This window comes from Streptomyces sp. NPDC048192 (assembly GCF_043202415.1).
Lineage (GTDB): Bacteria > Actinomycetota > Actinomycetes > Streptomycetales > Streptomycetaceae > Streptomyces.
This window is the reverse complement of record NZ_JBIDAL010000004.1, coordinates 463,440-482,625: the sequence shown is the minus strand read 5'-3', so window position 1 is coordinate 482,625 and position 19,186 is coordinate 463,440. Positions and strand designations below refer to the sequence as shown.

Genomic DNA, 19,186 nt, shown 5'->3' with positions numbered 1-19,186 from the left:
CCCTGCGGGCGGGCTCGGTGGCGGCGTTCACCCGTTCGGCCCGCCCCCGATCGCAGGGACGCTCTCGGCGCTCACAGCATGGACCATGACCGAGGCACCGAACAGCGGTCCGAACTGGGGCCGCGAGTATGACGACCGGAACGTCCACGCGGCCACCCCGCCGACCGGTGAACGCCGGGAGCCCGAGCCGCCGTTCGAGGGGCCCCTGCACGCCCTGTCCCGGGCCGCCTGGCAGGTGGTCCTGGTCACCGGGATCGCCTCGCTGATCCTCGGCGTGCTGATCCTCGTCTGGCCCGGCCCCTCCCTCTTCGCCGCCGGAATCCTCTTCGGCGTCTATCTCGTCGTCAGCGGCATCTTCCAGCTGGCGTCCGCCTTCGGTACGCACATGACGACCTCGCTGCGCGTCCTCGCGTTCATCAGCGGCGCCCTGTCGATCCTCCTCGGCCTGTTCTGCTTCCGCGGGCCCATGCAGTCGATCCTGCTGCTCGCCCTGTGGATCGGCATCGGCTGGCTGATCCGCGGCATCACCCAGACCCTGGCCGCCCTGCACGACTCCCGGATGCCGGGCCGGGGCTGGCAGGTCTTCCTCGGCGTGATCACCTTCATCGCCGGGATCGTGCTCATCGACTCGCCGTTCCACTCGGTCGCCGTGCTCACCCTCGTCGCCGGCATCTGGCTGGTCGTCGTCGGGATCGGGGAGATCGTCACCGCGTTCGGCATCCGCGGCCGCGCCAAGGCCGTACCGCACACCGTGTGAGTCCCGTGCCGGAGCGCCGGCTCACGGTCCACAGCCTGTGCACCGCACTCCCGGTGCACCGGGTCTGCGCCCCGGCCCCGCTTCCCCGGTTCCCGGCATCCGGACCGGAAGATCCCGTTAGTCACCCGTATGCACGTCTTCGCGGCATCTTTTCAATCACCGCACTCCGCCGCCATGGCTGCGCCCGGAAGGTCTTGACCGGTAGGCTTTCCGTGTGATCTTCAAGCGCATCGGAAACGGCCGGCCGTACCCCGACCACGGCCGGGAAAGCACCCGGCAGTGGGCGGACGTCGCGCCGCGCCCGGTCCGCCTCGATCAGCTCGTGACCACCAAGCAGCAGCTCGACCTGGAGACCCTGCTGGCGGAGGACTCGACGTTCTACGGCGACCTCTTCGCCCACGTCGTCAAGTGGCAGGGCGACCTCTACCTGGAGGACGGCCTGCACCGCGCGGTCCGCGCCGCCCTCCAGCAGCGCCAGGTGCTGCACGCGCGCGTGCTCGAACTCGACTGACCCGGCGCGACACGGCCACCGGCCCAAGGCCCTTGACCCTTTCGGGTTCCGCTGAGCGGCATCGACTGATCATCTAATAGGCAGCGCCGCTCGGGCGCACTACGCTGCGCTCATGAGCATGCTCACACCCCCTGGCATGGGCGGTCAGTACCGGATCACGGGGGACAAATACCCTCGGATGCGCCCGCCGCGCCGACGCGCCCGGCTGGTGGCCGCCGTGGTGGCGTCCGCGTGCGCGCTCGGCCTGATCGGCTGGGGCACCCTGCAGCTCATCGACGTCTTCACCGGCGGCGGCAAGAAGACCGCGGCGGCCGGCGCGAAGACCCGCTGCCATCCCGGGACCGATACGGCCGCACAGGTGAAATCCCTGCCCAAGCCCGCCGAGATCACCGTGAACGTCTACAACGCCACCGATCGCACCGGGCTGGCCAAGGACACCGCGGACGCGCTGAAGAAGCGCGGCTTCAAGATCGGCGACGTGGGGAACGCGAGCAAGCAGTTCGACAAGAAGGTCAAGAGCGCCGGCATCCTGCTCGGCCCCGCCTCCGCCCGCAACTCCTCCCTGCCGGTGCTCGGCACCCAGCTGGCCGGCGCCGAGCAGCGCACGGACGGCCGCAAGGGGACCGACCTCGACCTGGTCATCGGCGACGGCTTCAAGGGCCTGGCCCAGCCGGCGGCGGCGCGGCAGGCGCTGACGGCCCTGGCCGCCCCGAAGCCGGCGGCCACCGCGAAGAAGAGCTGCTGACCAGCGGCACGCAAGGGGCGCGGGGCCGGGACGCGGCGGCTGCGGCCGGTCCGCGCCGGTATCTCAGACGCAAGCGCCCCCGCCCCCGCATCCGGCACAGGGCGCCCACCGGCCCCTGTGGCCCTCCCGTCAGGCCGGGAACCTACTCCGCCGCCCCGTAAAGCCGGTCCCCCGCGTCCCCGAGTCCCGGCACGATGTAGCCGTGCTCGTTGAGGTGGTCGTCCACGGCGGCCGTGACGACCGTCACCGGCGTCCCCGCGAGGTCCCGTTCCATCACCGCGACGCCCTCGGGAGCGGCAAGGAGGACGACCGCGGTGACGTCGTCGGCGCCCCGCTTGATCAGTTCCTGGATCGCCGCGACCAGCGTGCCGCCCGTGGCCAGCATCGGGTCCAGGACGTACACCTGGCGGCCCGACAGGTCCTCCGGCATGCGTGTGGCGTACGTGGAGGCCTGCAGCGTCTCCTCGTTGCGGATCATGCCCAGGAAGCCCACCTCGGCGGTCGGCAGCAGCCGCATCATGCCGTCCAGCATGCCGAGGCCGGCCCGCAGGATCGGCACGACCAGCGGGCGGGGCCGGGCGAGCTTGACGCCCGTGGTCTGCGCGACCGGCGTCCGGATGTCGACGGCCTCGGTCCGCACGTCCCGCGTGGCCTCGTAGGCGAGCAGGGTGACCAGTTCGTCGGCCAGCCGGCGGAAGGTCGCGGAGTCGGTGCGCTGGTCGCGCAGCGTGGTGAGCTTGTGGGCGACCAAGGGGTGGTCGACGACATGGAGACGCATGCCCCTAACGGTACCTGCGAACGAAACCCCGCCGACCCTGGCGTCGAACCGGCCGTACGGGGGAAAGTGGGAGGGACGGACTGGGGTGGTGAGACGTGCCTGACCTGCCTGACCTTCCTGACGGCGCGCCGGGGGACGCCGGTGGTTCCACGACACGCGGCGGTTCCGTCCCCGAGACGGACGCGGAGCGCCGGCGCCGCCGCGCCCAGTTCCTGCGCGACCTCGCCGAGGCCCGTGAGCTGCGCGCCCGGGTCCAGCCGCGACGCGCCAAAGCCGCCCGGTTGCGCCACGCGATGCGCATGCGGACGTTCCGCTGGTAGACCGAATGCGGGGAGGAACACGCTTGGGAATCCTCTTGTGCAAGAACCGGTAAGGAAGTTCTGGGACAAGGAAGATCCGCGCCCGCACTGGGCGTTTGCGAGGCGGGCGTGCGTGTGTGCCCGGAAAAGCCGCGTACGATCCGCAGGTGGCTGCAAGACACAGGGCGCCGAAGACGTCCCCTGAACGCCTTGTTTCTGCCACGATTCCGAGTGGGTGGGGCTCGGAGCCCAGCTCTCTCCGCCCAAGTACCTCCGCCGGGGGGACCCCCAACCGGCACGCCTATGACCAGTGGGAGAGTCACGGTGTACTTCGCCGCACTGCTCGCGCGCACCGAAGACGGGTGGGAAGCGAGCGACACAGAGCTCGACGATGTGGAGACCCTGTCGGATCTGGCCGACCTGGCCCGGGAAGCCTCTCCCGACGAGGACACGGTGCTCGTGCTGATCGAGCAGGAGGACGCCTGGTTCGGCGTCGTCCGCGTGGACGGCGAGGACGACCCTCGTATCTACGTCTCGGACGCCGCCGCCGCCCAGCGCAGCGCGTACGGCGAGCTGCTGCTCACCGACGAGCTGCTCGGCCGGGAGCCGGGCGCCGACGACGGCCCGGACCTGGACTCCCTGGACCTCGACGGCACGGAGGACGGCGAGTCCGAGTCCGACGAGGACGACGAGGAACCGGCCGCCGCCGCCGACGCGGTCCCGCACAGCCCCGTCGGCGACAGCCAGATCCTCGACGACCTCGGCATCAGCGAGAAGGAGCTGCGCTCGCTGGACGCCGAGGACGCGCTCGGCACGATCGCCGAGGCCCTGGGCGCCTCGGAGGTGCTGGAGACCGTCCGCTGACCGCCGGCACCCCGGCCGCCGTGCCGGATCCGGTGCGCGACCGCTGGCGTCCCGCGATGCGACTCGCCCTGGCCGAGGCCGAACGGGCCGTCCAGGGCGGGGACGTCCCCGTCGGCGCCGTCGTGCTGTCCGCGGACGGTGCGACGGTGCTCGCCGCCGGGCACAACGAGCGCGAGGTCACGGGCGATCCCACGGCCCACGCGGAGGTCCTCGCGATCCGGCGGGCGGCCGCCCTGCTCGGCGAGTGGCGGCTGACCGGCTGCACGCTCGTGGTCACCCTGGAGCCGTGCACGATGTGCGCGGGCGCGATCGTCCAGTCCCGCGTCGACCGGGTCGTCTACGGCGCCCGGGACGACAAGGCGGGCGCGGCGGGCTCGCTGTGGGACGTGATCCGCGACCGCCGGCTCAATCACCGCCCGGAGGTCGTGGAGGGCGTGCTCGCGGCACAGTGCGCCCAGGTCCTCACGGACTTCTTCCGGGACCGCTGACAGGAGCGGCCGCGGGGGCTCCGGAATCCGATTTCAGGGCACGCCCCACCTTGCTGTAAGGTCTCCCTCGGTAGCGTGTCCGAGCGGCCGAAGGAGCTCGCCTCGAAAGCGAGTGTGGCGCAAGTCACCGAGGGTTCAAATCCCTCCGCTACCGCTCGAAGAAGGGCCCCGTCCAAAGACGGGGCCCTTTCGCGTCGCACCTGTCGTCGCGCTCCTCGCCGTACTTCTCCTCATATCTTCTCCCCCTCCTTCTCGTCGCACTTCTCCCCGTACGGGACGCTCGCGCACAGGACGGGGCAAAGAGCCCCCGGCGGCGGACCGTTGGCCCCTGGAAAAGGTCCGAAGGTTACACTCGCCGCCGGCAACAGGGGCGCACGGACAGGGGAGGCCGCGGTGGCGGTGAACGCCAAGAAGATCGCCGTATACGTGCTCGTGGTCTTCGCGCTGTACGTGATCATCACCGACCCGGCCAAGGCGGCGGACTACGTCCAGATAGGCTTCGAGGGCATATCGGACGCGGCCAAGGCCATCGGGCAGTTCATGACCTGGGTCGCCAACGGAGGAAAGAACTGAGGTACGCCCCATGATCCGCCACCTGGTCCTCTTCAGACTCAACGAGGGCGTCGAGCGCGACGATCCGCGGGTCGTGGCGGGAGTGGAGGCCTTCCGGGCCCTCGGCGGGCAGATCGAGGAGCTGCGCTTCTGGGAGTGCGGCTGGAACGTCAGCGACCGGCCGATCGCCTACGACTTCGCGATCAACTCGGCCGTCGAGGACGCCGACGCCCTCAAGCGCTACCTGGAGCACCCGGCCCATCAGGCGGGCGTCGCGATGTGGCGCGAGTTCGCCACGTGGGTGATCGCCGACTACGAGTTCTGAGCCCGGCACGCCCGGAGCCCCCCGCTGGAGAGGCGGGGGGCTTTCGTGTGTCCGGGGCCCCCTCGCACAGGCCCAACTTGTCGAAGTTTGAACACAACACGAAGTGAGGGGGTGCTTGCGCAGCGTGCGCATGTCTTGTGATGCTATGACCGCTTTTGACCGATGATTGAGTGATGAAGAGGTGGCGTTGACCGTGTCGGCCAGTACTGCGCCGCCCCAGGAGGAGGCCCCCGCTCCTGCCCCTGCCCCTGCCCCTGTGCCCCCCGAGAAACGGCGCGGGGCCGACACCCGCGCCCTCACCCAGGTGCTCTTCGCCGAGCTGAAGGAGCTCACCCCGGGCACGCCGGAGCACGACCGGGTGCGGGGAGCGCTCATCGAGGCGAACCTCCCGCTCGTGCGCTACGCCGCCGCCCGCTTCCGCTCCCGCAACGAGCCCATGGAGGACGTGGTCCAGGTCGGCACCATCGGTCTGATCAACGCCATCGACCGGTTCGACCCGGACCGGGGCGTGCAGTTCCCGACGTTCGCGATGCCGACCGTCGTCGGCGAGATCAAGCGGTACTTCCGGGACAACGTCCGCACCGTGCACGTGCCGCGCCGGCTGCACGAGCTGTGGGTCCAGGTGAACAGCGCCACCGAGGACCTCACCACCCTGCACGGCCGGTCCCCCTCCACCGCCGAGATCGCCGACCGGCTCAGGATCAGCGAGGAGGAGGTGCTCAGCTGCATCGAGGCGGGGCGGTCGTATCACGCCACCTCGCTGGAGGCCGCCCAGGAGGGCGACGGGCTGCCCGGCCTGCTGGACCGCATCGGCTACGAGGACCCGGCCCTGGACGGCGTGGAACACCGCGACCTGGTCCGGCATCTGCTCGTCCAGCTGCCCGAACGCGAACAGCGCATCCTTCTGCTGCGCTACTACAGCAATCTCACCCAGTCGCAGATCAGCGCGGAACTCGGCGTGTCCCAGATGCATGTCTCGCGCCTCCTCGCCCGCAGCTTCCAGCGGCTGCGCTCGGCGAATCGCATCGACGCATAGAACGGCACGGGACGCACAGGCCGTACAAAGGGAATCGGGGCGGAGCACAGCGGGCGCACGGAAGCACATTCGGGATCACCCCCTGCATCGCAAACCCGATCGAGCGCTCACCGCCGAGAGCGAATCGCTCACCAGCGCAGATGCCGACAGTTCGCACCCGACAAGGCGTCAGACCCCCTCTTTCCAGGGCCGATTCGCATCTCGCATGTCGACATGTCACTACAGCGCGTTGCCGACATGTGACATTCTGCGGGAGACGCGTTTGCCGGGCCTTCCGCGCCGGTATTCAGGTGAAGGCTGCGTTGTCCGAAAGACAGCGCCGCCCCGACCGTCCCGCGACCCAAAGGGGGTGGCATGTCCGCAGACCAGGGCAGCTCGAAGGTGCTGACGCCCGCGAAGAGCGAGGCAGCGCCCAAGGAGCTCGACGCGCTCGACGTCCTCGACGGCATCGAGGGCGTCACGGCCCTCGCCGCCGTGCCGGCCCCGCCCGCCCCGGCGGCCGCCGACCTCCCGGCCCCGCCGGCCTCCGGGGACATCGACACCCGGACCCTGTCCCGCTCCCTGTTCCTGCGGCTGGCCGCACTCGACGAGAACAGCCCCGAACGGGCCTACGTCCGGGACACCCTGATCGAGCTCAACCTGCCGCTGGTCCGCTACGCGGCCGCGCGCTTCCGCTCCCGCAACGAGCCGATGGAGGACATCGTCCAGGTCGGCACCATCGGCCTGATCAAGGCGATCGACCGCTTCGACTGCGAACGGGGCGTGGAGTTCCCGACGTTCGCGATGCCGACCGTGGTCGGCGAGATCAAGCGCTTCTTCCGCGACACGTCCTGGTCGGTGCGCGTCCCGCGCCGCCTGCAGGAGCTGCGCCTGGCCCTCACCAAGGCCAGCGACGAGCTGTCGCAGAAGCTGGACCGCTCCCCGACGGTCACCGAGCTGGCCGCCGTGCTCGGCGTCTCCGAGGAGGACGTGGTCGACGGCCTCGCGGTCGGCAACGCCTACACCGCCTCCTCCCTCGACTCCCCGGCCCCCGAGGACGACGGCGGCGAGGGCTCCCTGGCCGACCGGCTCGGCTACGAGGACGCGGCGCTGGAGGGCGTGGAGTACCGCGAGTCGCTCAAGCCGCTGCTGGCCAAGCTGCCGCCCCGGGAGCGCCGGATCATCATGCTGCGCTTCTTCGCCAACATGACCCAGTCCCAGATCGGCGAGGAGGTCGGCATCTCCCAGATGCACGTCTCCCGTCTGCTGACCCGCACGCTGGCGCAGCTGCGGGAGGGCCTGATCTCCGACTAGCGCCCCGCCGCGACGAGCGCGCCGGGCCGGCCGGCCGCGTACGGCTCCGCCGTGCACGCCACCGGCCACGGCGGAGCCGTACGCGCTGCCGCCGGGGCGCCCTCGTGGCAGCGCCGGCGGCGCACGTCGTCCTCGGCCGGGCTCTCGGTGCGTGTGCCGGGGCGGCGAGCCGGGCGGCGATCACCTGACGGCCGGCAACTCCCGCAGCGGCACGCCCCGTTCACCCCCCGCCGGGAAGCGCACCCGTCACCCCGGCCGGGAAGCGCACCCGTCATCCCGCCCGGGAAGCACACCGGCACCACTTACCCGCACCGCCGGTCCCGTCGTCGAGACCGCCAAGCGGTGTGTCCTACTTCAGCGCCAGCCAGGCGACGCCGGCCACCACCGCGATGGCCACGATGACTCCGATGATCACGCCGACGCGGGGGCCGGAGGAGGTGGCCGCCTGCTGCTGCCGGCCCTGGGGAGCCTCTTCGACGAACGCGCGGAACATCTGGGTGCTGCCGGCGGGGTCGTAATTGCCCTGGGGGCCCTGGGTGTTAGCCATGGCCCGAGACACTAGCGAATCCAGGTGACCGACCCAAGTGCGGGGCCACCCGGACAGACAGGGGCACCTCACCCGCACCCACCTGGGTGTTTACGATCGCAATACTTTCCTTTGCCAAGTTTTTGCTCGGCCGGATCCCGTTTTATTTGCCTGTAGCAACCAATCGGATTATGGTTGCCCCAAGCAACGAATACGGGAGGTGTGATGGCCGAGCAGGCGCAGTTCGAAGAGCTGGCGCGTCAGCTCAGCGCCGTCGGAGCCGTGAAACGGGACATGGGGCGGATCCTGCCCCCCGACTGTCCGGCCGGCTCGGCGGCCGTGCTGAATCTGCTCGGCCGCCACGGAGACATGCGCATGAGCAAGCTCGCCGAGCTGCTCGCCGTGGACATGTCGGTCACCAGCCGGCATGTCGCGCACGTCGCCGCGCGCGGCTGGATCGAGCGGCACCCGGACCCCGCGGACAAGCGCTCGCGCATCCTGCACCTGACCCCCTCGGGTCTGGAGCAGCTGCAGGAGCTGTCCCGGCGGACCACGCATCTGCTGGCCGAGCGGCTCGCCGACTGGAGCGACGAGGACGTGACCCAGCTGATCCGGCTGATGTCCCGGCTGCGCGAGTCCTTCGGCGACTGCCGGGCCACCGCGTTCCGGCTCCCGGCCCCCGTACTCGAACAGACCACCCGTACACCCGCAAGCACGTAAAGAAAAGGAAGCCCATGGCAACGACCACACCAGCCGGTGTGCGGGCTCACGCCAAGCACGGGGGAGGCCCAGGCCACGCCCCGATGACGCACCGGCAGATCATGGAGGCCCTGTCCGGGCTGCTGCTCGGCATGTTCGTGGCGATCCTGTCGTCCACGATCGTCTCCAACGCGCTGCCGCACATCATCGGGGACCTCGGCGGCGGCCAGTCCGCCTACACCTGGGTGGTCACCGCCGCCCTGCTGTCGATGACCGCGGCCACTCCCCTGTGGGGCAAGCTCGCCGACCTGTACAGCAAGAAGGCTCTCGTCCAGATAGCCCTGATCATCTATGTGGTCGCCTCGATGGCGGCCGGCCTGTCCCAGAACCCGGGCATGCTGATCGTCTGCCGTGTGGTGCAGGGCATCGGCGTCGGCGGTCTGTCCGCACTGGCGCAGATCGTCATGGCGGCGATGATCTCCCCGCGCGAGCGCGGCCGTTACTCCGGCTACCTGGGTGCCACGTTCGCCGTCGCCACCGTCGGCGGCCCGCTGCTCGGCGGTGTCATCACCGACACCTCCTGGCTCGGCTGGCGCTGGTGCTTCTACGTCGGTGTCCCCTTCGCGGTCATCGCGCTGATCGTGCTGCAGAAGACCCTGCACCTGCCCGTGGTCAAGCGGGAGGTCAAGGTCGACTGGGGCGGCGCCACCCTCATCTCCGCCGCCGTCTCCCTGCTGCTGATCTGGGTCACCTTCGCCGGTGACAAGTACGACTGGATCTCCTGGCAGACCTACGCGATGGTCGGCGGTTCGATCGTCCTCGGCGCGCTCTTCGTCCTCGTCGAGGCCAAGGCCAGCGAGCCGATCATCCCGCTGCGCCTGTTCCGGAACCGCACCATCACGCTGGCGTCGCTGGCCTCGCTGTTCGTCGGCATCGCGATGTTCACCGGCACGGTGTTCTTCAGCCAGTACTTCCAGCTGGCCCGCGACAAGTCCCCGACCATGTCGGGCGTCATGACCATCCCGATGATCGGCGGCCTGTTCGTCTCCTCCACCGTCTCGGGTCAGTTCATCACCCGCACCGGCCGCTGGAAGGCCTGGCTGGTCAGCGGTGGCGTGCTGGTCACGGCCGGCCTGGTGCTGCTCGGCGGCATCCGGTACGACACCGACTACTGGAAGATGGCCATCTTCATGGCGCTGCTGGGTCTCGGCATCGGCATGATGATGCAGAACCTGGTGCTCGCCACGCAGAACCAGGTGGCGCCCTCCGACCTCGGCTCGGCCAGCTCCACGGTCACCTTCTTCCGCTCCCTCGGCGGTGCGGTCGGCGTCTCCGCCCTCGGCGCGGTGATGTCCCGCCGGATCACGCACTACGTGCAGGACGGCGTCTCCGCCCTGAGCCCCAAGTACCAGGCGGCCCTGGATGGCAGCTCCGGCTCGACCGACAGCATCCCGGACATGAACAAGCTCCCGGCGCCCATCCGGACGCTGCTGGAGAGCGCCTACGGCCACGGCATCGCGGACGTCTTCTTCATCGCCGGCTGCCTCGCCGCCGTCGCCTTCCTGATCACCCTCTTCATCAAGGAGGTCCCGTTGAAGACCAAGGGCGCCCTCGCGCAGGCCGCCGAAGGCACCGCTCCGGCCGAGGTCCCGGCCGAGGCCGTCCCCGCCACCGAGACCCCCGCCGAGGCCGCCGAGGCTCCGGCCCGGGAACGGGTGCCCAGCTGGGCCACGCCCGTCGTGTCGGACACCCCCGGCGCCACGGCCACGGCCGCCCAGCCGGCGGCGACCGCCGTCGCCACCATCGCCGAGCCCGGCAGCGGGGGCGGCACCCCGGTGCACGGCTTCGTGCGCGGCGCCGAGAGCGCCCCGGTCCCGCAGGCGGCGGTCACCCTGATCTCGCTGTCCGGCCGCCAGCTGGGCCGCGCGGTCGCCCAGGCCGACGGGTCCTACTCCGTCGACGCCCCGGGCGCCGGGTCGTACGTCCTGATCGCGTCCGCCGACGGCTACCAGCCGCAGGCCTCCACCGTCGTGGTGGGCGAGGAGCCGCTGTCGTACGACATCCTGCTCAGCGGCACCAGCGGGCTGACCGGTGTGGTCCGGGCCGCCGGCAGCGCGCTGCCGGTCAAGGACGCCATGGTGATCGTCACCGACGTCCGCGGCGACCTGCTGGCCACCGCCGCCACCGGTGCGCAGGGCGACTTCGCCCTGACCGACCTGGTGCCGGGCACGGTGACCCTGGCGGTCAACGCGAGCGGCTTCCGGCCGCGTGCGCTGCCGGTCGAGGTCGGCGCCACCGGGCTCACCCGGATCGAGATCGACCTGGACGCCGGCGCCCAGCTCCAGGGCGTCGTCCGGGCCCCGCACGGTCCGCTGGCCGACGCCCGGGTGACGCTCGTCGACCAGGCGGGCAACGTGGTCGGCACCGCCACCACCGGGACGGACGGGGCGTACGCCTTCACCGACCTGGACAGCGGCGAGTACACCGTCATCGCGACGGGTTACCCGCCGGTGGCGACGGCCCTGACCGTCGCCGGCAGCGGTGTCGACGGCCACGACATCGAACTCGCCCACCCGGGCGAGTAGTTCCGCCGCGGCCCGTGGCGCGCATGTGACCTGCCGGTTTCCGGCGCGCGCCACGGGCCGGTGTGTTAAGACCGATTTGCAAGGCTTCGAAGGCCTTCACAGGCTTGCAGGGAGAAAACGGGATGGGACTGACCGCGAAGATCCGTACGCGGGACGGGTGGGCCGTGTCGCACGCGGTCGTCACGGTGACCGACATGACCGGTACGCAGGTGCTGCGCGCCGATGCGGACGCCGAGGGAGCCGTACGGGACACCACCGAGCTGGCGCCGGGGGCGTACACCGTGATCGTGACGGCCGTCGGCTACGCGCCCGTGGCCTCCTCGGCGATCGTCACCGCGAGCGGCCGGGCCGAGATCGGCACGGTCACGCTGGCCCGGCAGGGCGGCACCGAGCTGCCGCCGCCCGGCCCCTGGACCATCGACCCGGTGCACTCCTCCGTCGCCGCGGTCGCCCAGCACCTGGGGATCTCCAGCGTGCACGGCCGGTTCACCGAGTTCGGCGGCACCATCGAGATCGCGCCGGACGACGTCACCAAGTCCCGCGTGGAGGCGGTGATCAAGGCCGCGTCGATCGACACGGGCAACGGCATGCGCGACACGCACCTGCGGTCCGGGGACTTCCTGGACGTCGAGCAGCACCCGGAGATCACATACCGCTCCACGGGTCTGACCGTCGCGGGCTCCGACCGCTGGACGGTGCACGGCGAGCTGTCCATGCACGGCGTCGTACGGCCGGTGGACCTCGACCTCGCCTACCTCGGCACCGGCGCCGACCCGTGGGGCGGCACGCGCGCCGCGTTCCGCGCGACGGCCGAGCTGCACCGCGAGGACTTCGCCATGAACTACAACCAGGTCCTGCAGGCCGGCATCGCCGCGATCGGCACGACGCTGCGGGTGGAGCTGGACATCCAGGCGGTGCAGGGCGACTCGCTGCCGCAGGCGTAGGCACAGCAGGGTCAGCCACGGGGGCGGCTTCTGCCCCTAGGCTGGCTTGCCATGGCACCGAACATCGCTACCAACACCCGAGTGTCGCTGGACGAGCTGCTGGACTTCGTACGGCCCCGGCACCGCGCCCTGCTGATCACCCGCCGCGCCGACGGCGGGGCGCAGGCGTCCCCGCTGACCTGCGGTGTCGACGACTCCGGACGGATCGTCGTCTCCACGTACCCGGAGCGGGCCAAGACCCGCAACGCCAGGCGCGACCCGCGGGTCAGCCTGGTCGTGCTGAGCGACGAGTGGAACGGCCCCTGGGTGCAGATCGACGGCACGGCCGAGGTCGTCGACGCGCCCGACTCGGTGGAGCCGCTGGTGGAGTACTACCGGAACATCGCCGGTGAGCATCCCGACTGGGACGAGTACCGGCAGGCCATGGTCAAGCAGGGCAAGTCCATCATCCGGGTGACCCCGGAGCGGTGGGGGCCGGTGGCGACGGGAGGCTTCCCGGCGCGGCTCGTGTCCGACGGGGAGTGACCTGCCGGGGCCGCGTGGAGGTGTGCGCCTCCACGCGGCCCCGTCGGCCACCCGGCTAGCCCGCCTTGCGCGTGAGGTCGTAGAAGGTGGCCGAACCGGCCGTGACCTTCTTGAAGGTGCTCTGCACCCACGAGCTGATCTGCGCGGCGGTACCGCTGCCGCTGCCGCCCGTGCCGCCGCCCATTCCGCCGCCGGCGATGAAGTAGTGGATCCTTCCTTCCGCCACGTACTTCTTGAACTGGGCCAGTGTCGGGGACGGGTCGGTGCCGTTGAAGCCGCCGATCGCCATCACCGGGTCGCCGGTGGCGAGCTGGTAACTGGCCGCGTTCTGCGAACCGATGGACGCGGCCACCCAGGTGTACTTCGCGGCGTCCGTCTCCAGCAGCTTCTTGGCGGCCGAGGACACGTTCGCGCCGTTCAGCAGGCCGCCGGCCCCGCCCATGCCGCCGCCGTCGCCCGTCCCGCCGGGGAAACCGCCGCCGGTCCGCCCCTGGCCCTGTGCGTTCCCGGTGCCGTTCTGCCGGTTCTGGCCCGGCATGCCTCCGCCGGGGAAGCCGCCGGTGCCACCGGGGCCGCCGCCCGGGAAGCCGTTGCCGTTCCGCTGCCCCTGCTGACCCTGGCCGTTCTGGCCCTGCTGTCCCTGGCCCTGGCCGCCCGGCGTGCCCCCGCCGCCGAAGCCGCCGCGCATGCCGCCGGGGCCCTGGCCGCCGCCGAAGCCCATCATGCTCGCGCCCGCCGGACCCGCCGTGGGAATGGAGCCGGTGTGCGCGGAGTCCACCGTGCTGAGCGTGTACGCCGTGGGACCGGCGAGCGCGGCCACCAGGCCCACCGCCGCCGCACCGAGGGCCAGCGAACGGGAGATCCGGCCGGCGAAGACCAGACCGAGCGCGGCCACGAGGCCGCCGACCAGCACCAGCCACTTCAGCCACGGCAGATAACCGGAGGTGCGGTTGAGCAGGGCGTAGCCCCAGGCGGCCGCCGCGGCCACGGCAGCGGCCAGGGTGATGGACGCCCACAGCTCCCGCCGCTTCTCCCACAGCAGCCCGGCGCCCATGCCGGCGACGGCCGCGAGGTAGGGCGCGAGGGCCACCGTGTAGTACTGGTGGAAGATGCCCGCCATGTAGCTGAAGACCGCCGTGGTCATCAGCAGCGAGCCGCCCCAGACGAGGAACGAGGCGCGCCTGACGGACGTGCGCGGCAGCTTCCGCGTCGCCCACAGGCCCGCGACCAGCAGGATCAGCGCGGCCGGTAGCAGCCAGGAGATCTGGCCGCCGATCTCGGAGTTGAACATCCGGTCCCACCCGGTGGCGCCCCAGCGGCCGGAGCCGCCCGCGCCGCCCCCGCCGCCGACGCTGCCGGTCTCGTCGCCGTTGATGCGGCCGAGGCCGTTGTAGCCGAAGGTCAGCTCCAGGAAGCTGTTGTTCTGCGAGCCGCCGATGTAGGGGCGGGAGGAGGCCGGCCACAGCTCGACGATCGCGACCCACCAGCCGCCGGAGACGACCAGGGCGAGGGTGGCGAGCGCCAGTTGGCCCAGCCGCTTGCGCAGCCGCACCGGCCCGCAGACCGCGTACACGAGCGCCAGCGGCGGCAGGACCAGGAAGGCCTGCAGGGTCTTGGCGAGAAAGGCGAAGCCGATCGCGGTGCCCGCCCACACCAGCCACCCGGTCCGCCCGTCCTCCACGGCCCGTACGACGAAGTAGCAGGCCAGCGCCGTCAGCAGGGCCAGCATCGCGTCCGGGTTGTCGAACCGGAACATCAGCGCGGCGACCGGGGTGAGCGCGAGCACCGCGCCCGCGATCAGACCGGCGGCCGGGCTGAAGCGGCGGCGCACCGCCGCGTACACGACCGCCACCGCGCCGACGCCCATCAGCACCTCGGGCGTGAGGATCGCCCAGGAGCCGAGCCCGAAGATCCGCACCGACAGTTCCATCGGCCACAGGAAGGCCGACGGCTTGTCGACGGTGATGGCGTTGCCCGCGTCGAGCGAGCCGAAGAAGAACGCCTTCCACGACCTGCTGCCGGCCTGTACGGCCGCCGAGTAGAAGGAGTTGGCGTAGCCGGAGGCGCCGAGGTTGCAGAGGTAGAGGAGCAGGGTGGCGGCCAGCAGGCCGAGGAAGGCGGGGCGCGCCCAGCGCGGGTCCTCGGGCCGGCCGCGCCACAGTCTGCGGGCGACCGGCTGCCTGGGCTCACCGGCCTCGGGGGCCCGCGGCGGGGCGGTCGGCGGCGGCCCCCAGACGGTCGTACGGCTGTGTTCCTGGTGGACGGTCATCGGGAATCCCCCGGATCGGTGTCGTGCGGGCGCACGGGCTGCAGTCGCATCGTGGCGTCCTTCCAGCGGCCGTCCGCGGCTTCACCGGCGCGGACCTGGGTGGTCTGGGGCGGCTGCCCGTACTGCTGCGGGTACGGCGCCGGTCGCTGGGGCAGCGGGGCGTACGGCACGGTCGTCGTGCCGTGCGGCGGGGTGGACCCGTGCGGCGGGGTGGACCCGTGCGGCGGGGCCGGGACCGGGTTCGTGCCGTAGGCCGGCGAGGAGACGGCGGGGGCGGTGACGGCCGGGGAGCCGGTGTCGGACTCGCCGGGGTCCGGGAAGACCCAGGCGCGGAAGAGCAGGAAGCGCAGCACGGTCGCTGCGAGGTTGGCGGCGATGAGCACCGCCAGCTCGGTGGAGTGCGCCGGGTGGCCGCCGGCCGCCTGCAGGGCGGCGAGAGAACCGCTGGTCAGGACCAGTCCGATGCCGAACACGACCAGGCCCTGCGCCTGGTGCCGCACGGCGCCGCCCCGGCCGCGCACCCCGAAGGTGAGCCGGCGGTTGGCGGCCGTGTTGGCGACCGCCGAGACCAGCAGCGCGAGGGCGTTGGCGATCTGGGCGCCGGAGAACTGCCGGAAGACGCTGTAGAGCAGGAGGTAGAACAGGGTGGACAGGCCGCCCACCACGCAGAATCCGACGAGCTGGCGGGCAAGTCCCTTGGGGACGTTGGTCAGTTCGCGGTCGCGCGGGTCGTCGCCGAAGGGCCGGGCGAGCCGGTCCAGCGGCAGCGAACCGGTGGCCAGCGCCTTGCCGACCCGCCAGACGCCCTTGAGGTCGTCGGTCGCGGTCCGCACGATGTGCACGGTGGAGTCCGGGTCGTCGACCCAGTCGACCGGCACCTCGTGGATCCTGAGCCCCGCGCGCTCGGCGAGCACCAGCATCTCGGTGTCGAAGAACCAGCCGGTGTCCTCCACCAGCGGCAGCAGCACCTGCGCCACGTCGCGGCGGATCGCCTTGAAGCCGCACTGCGCGTCGGAGAAGCGGGCCTGGAGCGAGCCGCGCAGGATCAGGTTGTAGGCCCGGCTGATGAACTCCCGCTTGGGGCCGCGCACGACCCGGGAGCTGCGGGCGAGCCGGGAGCCGATCGCGAGGTCCGAGTGGCCGGAGATCAACGGCGCCACCAGCGGCAGCAGGGCGTTGAGGTCGGTGGACAGGTCGACGTCCATGTAGGCGAGGATCGGCGCCTCGGAGGCGGACCACACGGTCCGCAGGGCCCGGCCCCGCCCCTTCTGCTCCAGGCGGAAGTTGACGACCTCGGGGATCTCCGCCTCCAGCCGCGCCGCCACCTGCGGGGTGGTGTCCGTGGACGCGTTGTCCGCGACGGTGATGCGGAAGGCGTACGGGAAGGTGCGGGTGAGGTGCTCGTGCAGTCTGCGGACGCACGGCCGGAGGTCCTTCTCCTCGTTGTAGACGGGGATCACTACGTCCAGGACAGGCGTACCGGCGTCTCCGGCCGGGAGGTGCTCCCGCGCCGGCAGGGTGCCGGGAGAAGAGTCGGTTCGCATGGAACCGACTCAACTCAGGCCCCCTGTCGCACCCATGTGGTGGCACTGTGCTGTGCCTGTGAGTGCGATCGCCAGTCCGTTTCGGGCGCGGGCCGGGGAACGGCCGGGGTGAGCGCGGGCAGATGGACGGTGAACACCGTCCGGCCCGGAACGCTGTCGACGGTCACCGCACCGCCGTGCGCGGCGGCGACGGCCTGCACGATGGCGAGCCCGAGACCGGTGGACCCGGTGGCCCTGGACCGCGCGGAGTCCCCGCGGGCGAACCGCTCGAAGACGTGCGGCAGCAGCTCCGGCGGAATCCCCTGCCCGTTGTCCTCGACGTCCACGCACATCCACGCCCCGCGCCGCTGCACGCGCGCGATGACGGTCGTTCCCGGGGGCGTGTGCTTGCGGGCGTTGCCGAGCAGGTTGACGAGCACCTGCTGGATGCGTGCCGCGTCGGCGGACACGAGGGCGGGTTCGTCGGGCAGGTCGAGCCGCCAGTTGTGGTCCATGCCGGCCGCGCGGGAGTCGCTGACCGTGTCCACGACGAGCGGGACGAGGTCGGTCTGCTCGAACTGCAGCGGCCGCCCGGCGTCGAGCCGCGCGAGGAGAAGCAGATCCTCGACCAGCAGCGTCATCCGGCCGGCCTCGGACTCGATACGGCCCAGGGCGTGCCGGGTGTCGGGGCCGACCTGTTCGCGTCCGCGTCTGGTGAGTTCCGCGTACCCGCGTATGGAGGCCAGCGGGGTCCGCAGCTCGTGGCTGGCGTCGGCCACGAACTGCCGTACCCGCATCTCGCTCTGCTGCCGGGCGTGCAGGGCGCCGTGCACGTGGTCGAGCATCCGGTTCAGGGCGGCGCCGACCTGCCCGACCTCGGTGTGCGGATCGCACTCGGACTCCGGCACCCGCTCGCTGAGGTTCACCTCGCCGCTGTGCAGGGGGAGCTCGGAGACCCGGGTGGCGGTGGCGGCGACCTTGCGGAGGGGGCGGGTGGCCACGCCGACGAGCACGTATCCGGCGATACCGGCGGCGACGAGACCGGCGGCGGTGACGCTGATCTCGACGAGGATGAGGGTGTTGATCGTGTTGTCGACGGCGGAGGTGGGTATGGCGACGTAGAAGGAGCCGTTGTCACCCGTCCGGTACTCGACCCGGTACTCGCCCACACCGGGTATGTCGACGGTCTGCTGTCGCCCGTCCTCCTGCGGGACGGCCGCGAGCGCGGCGCGCTGCGCCGGGGTCAGCGACTTCGGGTTCATCTCCAGGTCGCTGGTGGACTTCACGCCTCGCTCGGCGCCGGTGACGACGCCGTTCACGACCTTGGCCGCGATGGTGCCCTGGGGCTGCGGGCCCTTGGTGACGAAGTCGGTGAGTTGCGTCGGGTGTGCCTTGAACTTCTGCCCGTCGGGCAGGACGTCGTCCCTCGGCTGCTGGCCCGGCGGCCCGAAGGCGCCCGAGGCGCGCGAGGCGACCTCGTTGAGCTGACCGTTCAGCTGCTCGTACAGATGAGACCGCAGCGCGAGGGTGGTGACCGTGCCGATCACCGCGCACACCACGGCGATCAGCATCACCGACGCGACGACGAGCCGGGTCCGCAGCGTGCGCGGCTGTCCCGGTCGTCGCCGCTGCCGCTTCTGCCGTCGCTGCGGACCCGGCCGCCGCCGTCCGCTCATGACGCGGCGGGCTTGATCAGGTAACCGGCCCCGCGCCGGGTGTGGATCATCGGCTCGCGGCCGGCGTCTATCTTCCGCCGCAGGTACGAGATGTACAGCTCGACGACGTTGGCCTGACCGCCGAAGTCGTACGACCACACCCGGTCCAGGATCTGCGCCTTGCTGAGCACGCGCCGCGGATTGCGCATGAGGAAGCGCAGCAGCTCGAACTCGGTGGCGGTGAGGTGGATGGAGTCGCCGCCCCGCGACACCTCGTGGCTGTCCTCGTCCAGGGTGAGGTCGCCGACGACGAGCACCGAGTCCGACCGCCGGTCGGCCGCGCCGGACCTGCGGATGAGCCCGCGCAGCCGCGCCACGACCTCCTCCAGGCTGAACGGCTTGGTGACGTAGTCGTCGCCGCCCGCGGTCAGCCCGGCGATACGGTCCTCGACGGCGTCCTTCGCGGTGAGGAAGAGGACGGGCACATCGGGCAGTTCCCGCCGCAGCCGGCCGAGAACGGTCAGCCCGTCCATGTCGGGCAGCATCATGTCGAGCACGACGGCGTCGGGCCGGAACTCACGGGCGGTCTGGATGGCGCCGTGCCCATCCCCCGCGCTCCTGATCTGCCAGCCCTCGTAACGAAGGGCCATGCTCAGCAGTTCGGTGATCGACAGCTCGTCGTCCACCACAAGCACTCGGACGGGGCTCCCGTCCGGCCTCAGCAGTTCGGTGCGCCCCTGGGGCGAGGTCGTGGTCATGGTGCACACCTTGTCGGGGCCCTCTGAGAGGAGGCTTTCCCCGATCTGTGAATT

The 19,186-nt window shown here is 71.5% G+C and carries 20 protein-coding genes and 1 tRNA gene; 15 read left to right on the top strand and 6 right to left on the bottom strand.

Annotated elements, in window-relative coordinates:
• Positions 1–85 precede the first annotated feature (85 nt).
• The 3 genes from ACGFZN_RS10490 to ACGFZN_RS10480 all read left to right on the top strand — a co-directional run bounded on the left by ACGFZN_RS10490 (position 86) and on the right by ACGFZN_RS10480 (position 2,013).
• Positions 86–757 carry an HdeD family acid-resistance protein gene (locus tag ACGFZN_RS10490; RefSeq protein WP_393858053.1) on the top strand — a complete coding sequence of 224 codons (672 nt, stop codon included), beginning with the start codon at positions 86–88 and terminating at the stop codon, positions 755–757.
• Between the two features lie 214 nt (positions 758–971).
• On the top strand, positions 972–1,268 hold the full coding sequence (locus tag ACGFZN_RS10485) for a type II toxin-antitoxin system VapB family antitoxin (protein WP_004943146.1): 297 nt from the start codon (positions 972–974) through the stop codon (positions 1,266–1,268).
• A 112-nt stretch (positions 1,269–1,380) separates the two neighbouring features.
• Entirely contained in the window at positions 1,381–2,013 is a 633-nt protein-coding gene (locus ACGFZN_RS10480) for a LytR C-terminal domain-containing protein (RefSeq protein ID WP_393858052.1), read from the top strand.
• A 142-nt stretch (positions 2,014–2,155) separates the two neighbouring features.
• Here the strand turns inward: ACGFZN_RS10480 and upp are convergent, their stop codons facing one another.
• Positions 2,156–2,791 carry a uracil phosphoribosyltransferase gene (upp, locus tag ACGFZN_RS10475; protein ID WP_393858051.1) on the bottom strand — a complete coding sequence of 212 codons (636 nt, stop codon included), beginning with the start codon at positions 2,789–2,791 and terminating at the stop codon, positions 2,156–2,158.
• A gap of 104 nt (positions 2,792–2,895) precedes the next feature.
• Between upp and ACGFZN_RS10470 the strand changes: the two genes are divergently transcribed.
• The 8 genes from ACGFZN_RS10470 (at position 2,896) to ACGFZN_RS10435 (ending at position 7,648) form a co-directional block, all read left to right on the top strand.
• Positions 2,896–3,111 carry a hypothetical protein gene (locus ACGFZN_RS10470; protein ID WP_393858121.1) on the top strand — a complete coding sequence of 72 codons (216 nt, stop codon included), beginning with the start codon at positions 2,896–2,898 and terminating at the stop codon, positions 3,109–3,111.
• A gap of 303 nt (positions 3,112–3,414) precedes the next feature.
• On the top strand, positions 3,415–3,954 hold the full coding sequence (locus ACGFZN_RS10465; RefSeq protein WP_393858120.1) for a hypothetical protein: 540 nt from the start codon (positions 3,415–3,417) through the stop codon (positions 3,952–3,954).
• A gap of 56 nt (positions 3,955–4,010) precedes the next feature.
• Complete coding sequence (tadA, locus tag ACGFZN_RS10460) at positions 4,011–4,442, top strand: tRNA adenosine(34) deaminase TadA (protein ID WP_393858050.1); 432 nt, start codon at positions 4,011–4,013, stop codon at positions 4,440–4,442.
• 69 nt (positions 4,443–4,511) lie between these two features.
• Positions 4,512–4,596: transfer RNA gene (locus ACGFZN_RS10455), tRNA-Ser, on the top strand.
• 239 nt (positions 4,597–4,835) lie between these two features.
• Positions 4,836–5,015 carry a hypothetical protein gene (locus tag ACGFZN_RS10450; RefSeq protein WP_393858049.1) on the top strand — a complete coding sequence of 60 codons (180 nt, stop codon included), beginning with the start codon at positions 4,836–4,838 and terminating at the stop codon, positions 5,013–5,015.
• A 10-nt stretch (positions 5,016–5,025) separates the two neighbouring features.
• The gene (locus ACGFZN_RS10445; RefSeq protein ID WP_393858048.1) at positions 5,026–5,319 is read left to right on the top strand and encodes a Dabb family protein; all 294 of its coding nucleotides are present in this window, start codon (positions 5,026–5,028) and stop codon (positions 5,317–5,319) included.
• Positions 5,320–5,506: 187 nt separating this feature from the next.
• Complete coding sequence (locus ACGFZN_RS10440) at positions 5,507–6,355, top strand: RNA polymerase sigma factor SigF (protein WP_393858047.1); 849 nt, start codon at positions 5,507–5,509, stop codon at positions 6,353–6,355.
• A 354-nt stretch (positions 6,356–6,709) separates the two neighbouring features.
• Entirely contained in the window at positions 6,710–7,648 is a 939-nt protein-coding gene (locus tag ACGFZN_RS10435; RefSeq protein ID WP_393858046.1) for an RNA polymerase sigma factor SigF, read from the top strand.
• 349 nt (positions 7,649–7,997) lie between these two features.
• Here the strand turns inward: ACGFZN_RS10435 and ACGFZN_RS10430 are convergent, their stop codons facing one another.
• A complete protein-coding gene (locus ACGFZN_RS10430; protein WP_393858045.1) occupies positions 7,998–8,195 on the bottom strand; it encodes a hypothetical protein in 198 nt (65 codons plus the stop codon).
• Between the two features lie 204 nt (positions 8,196–8,399).
• Between ACGFZN_RS10430 and ACGFZN_RS10425 the strand changes: the two genes are divergently transcribed.
• From ACGFZN_RS10425 to ACGFZN_RS10410, 4 genes are all read left to right on the top strand, one after another.
• Entirely contained in the window at positions 8,400–8,894 is a 495-nt protein-coding gene (locus tag ACGFZN_RS10425; RefSeq protein ID WP_393858044.1) for a MarR family winged helix-turn-helix transcriptional regulator, read from the top strand.
• A gap of 14 nt (positions 8,895–8,908) precedes the next feature.
• Positions 8,909–11,458, top strand: coding sequence for an MFS transporter (locus tag ACGFZN_RS10420; protein ID WP_393858043.1), 2,550 nt, complete (start codon positions 8,909–8,911; stop codon positions 11,456–11,458).
• A gap of 122 nt (positions 11,459–11,580) precedes the next feature.
• Positions 11,581–12,402: a YceI family protein gene (locus ACGFZN_RS10415; RefSeq protein WP_393858042.1), complete on the top strand. Its 822-nt coding sequence runs from the start codon at positions 11,581–11,583 to the stop codon at positions 12,400–12,402.
• Positions 12,403–12,453: 51 nt separating this feature from the next.
• Positions 12,454–12,927: a PPOX class F420-dependent oxidoreductase gene (locus ACGFZN_RS10410; protein WP_393858041.1), complete on the top strand. Its 474-nt coding sequence runs from the start codon at positions 12,454–12,456 to the stop codon at positions 12,925–12,927.
• A gap of 55 nt (positions 12,928–12,982) precedes the next feature.
• Here ACGFZN_RS10410 and ACGFZN_RS10405 read toward each other — a convergent pair whose 3' ends face one another.
• From ACGFZN_RS10405 to ACGFZN_RS10390, 4 genes are read right to left on the bottom strand one after another with little or no spacing between them, the layout of a single operon-like run.
• Positions 12,983–15,196, bottom strand: coding sequence for an ArnT family glycosyltransferase (locus ACGFZN_RS10405; protein ID WP_393858040.1), 2,214 nt, complete (start codon positions 15,194–15,196; stop codon positions 12,983–12,985).
• Positions 15,193–16,740 carry a glycosyltransferase gene (locus ACGFZN_RS10400; RefSeq protein WP_393858039.1) on the bottom strand — a complete coding sequence of 516 codons (1,548 nt, stop codon included), beginning with the start codon at positions 16,738–16,740 and terminating at the stop codon, positions 15,193–15,195. Before ACGFZN_RS10400 ends, ACGFZN_RS10405 begins: the two co-directional genes overlap by 4 nt.
• Positions 16,741–16,754: 14 nt before the next feature.
• On the bottom strand, positions 16,755–18,395 hold the full coding sequence (locus tag ACGFZN_RS10395) for an ATP-binding protein (RefSeq protein WP_393858038.1): 1,641 nt from the start codon (positions 18,393–18,395) through the stop codon (positions 16,755–16,757).
• Positions 18,392–19,132 (bottom strand): response regulator transcription factor, encoded by a 741-nt coding sequence (locus ACGFZN_RS10390; protein ID WP_393858037.1) that lies wholly within the window; start codon positions 19,130–19,132, stop codon positions 18,392–18,394. The genes ACGFZN_RS10395 and ACGFZN_RS10390 overlap by 4 nt, the downstream gene beginning before the upstream one ends.
• Positions 19,133–19,186 lie beyond the last annotated feature (54 nt).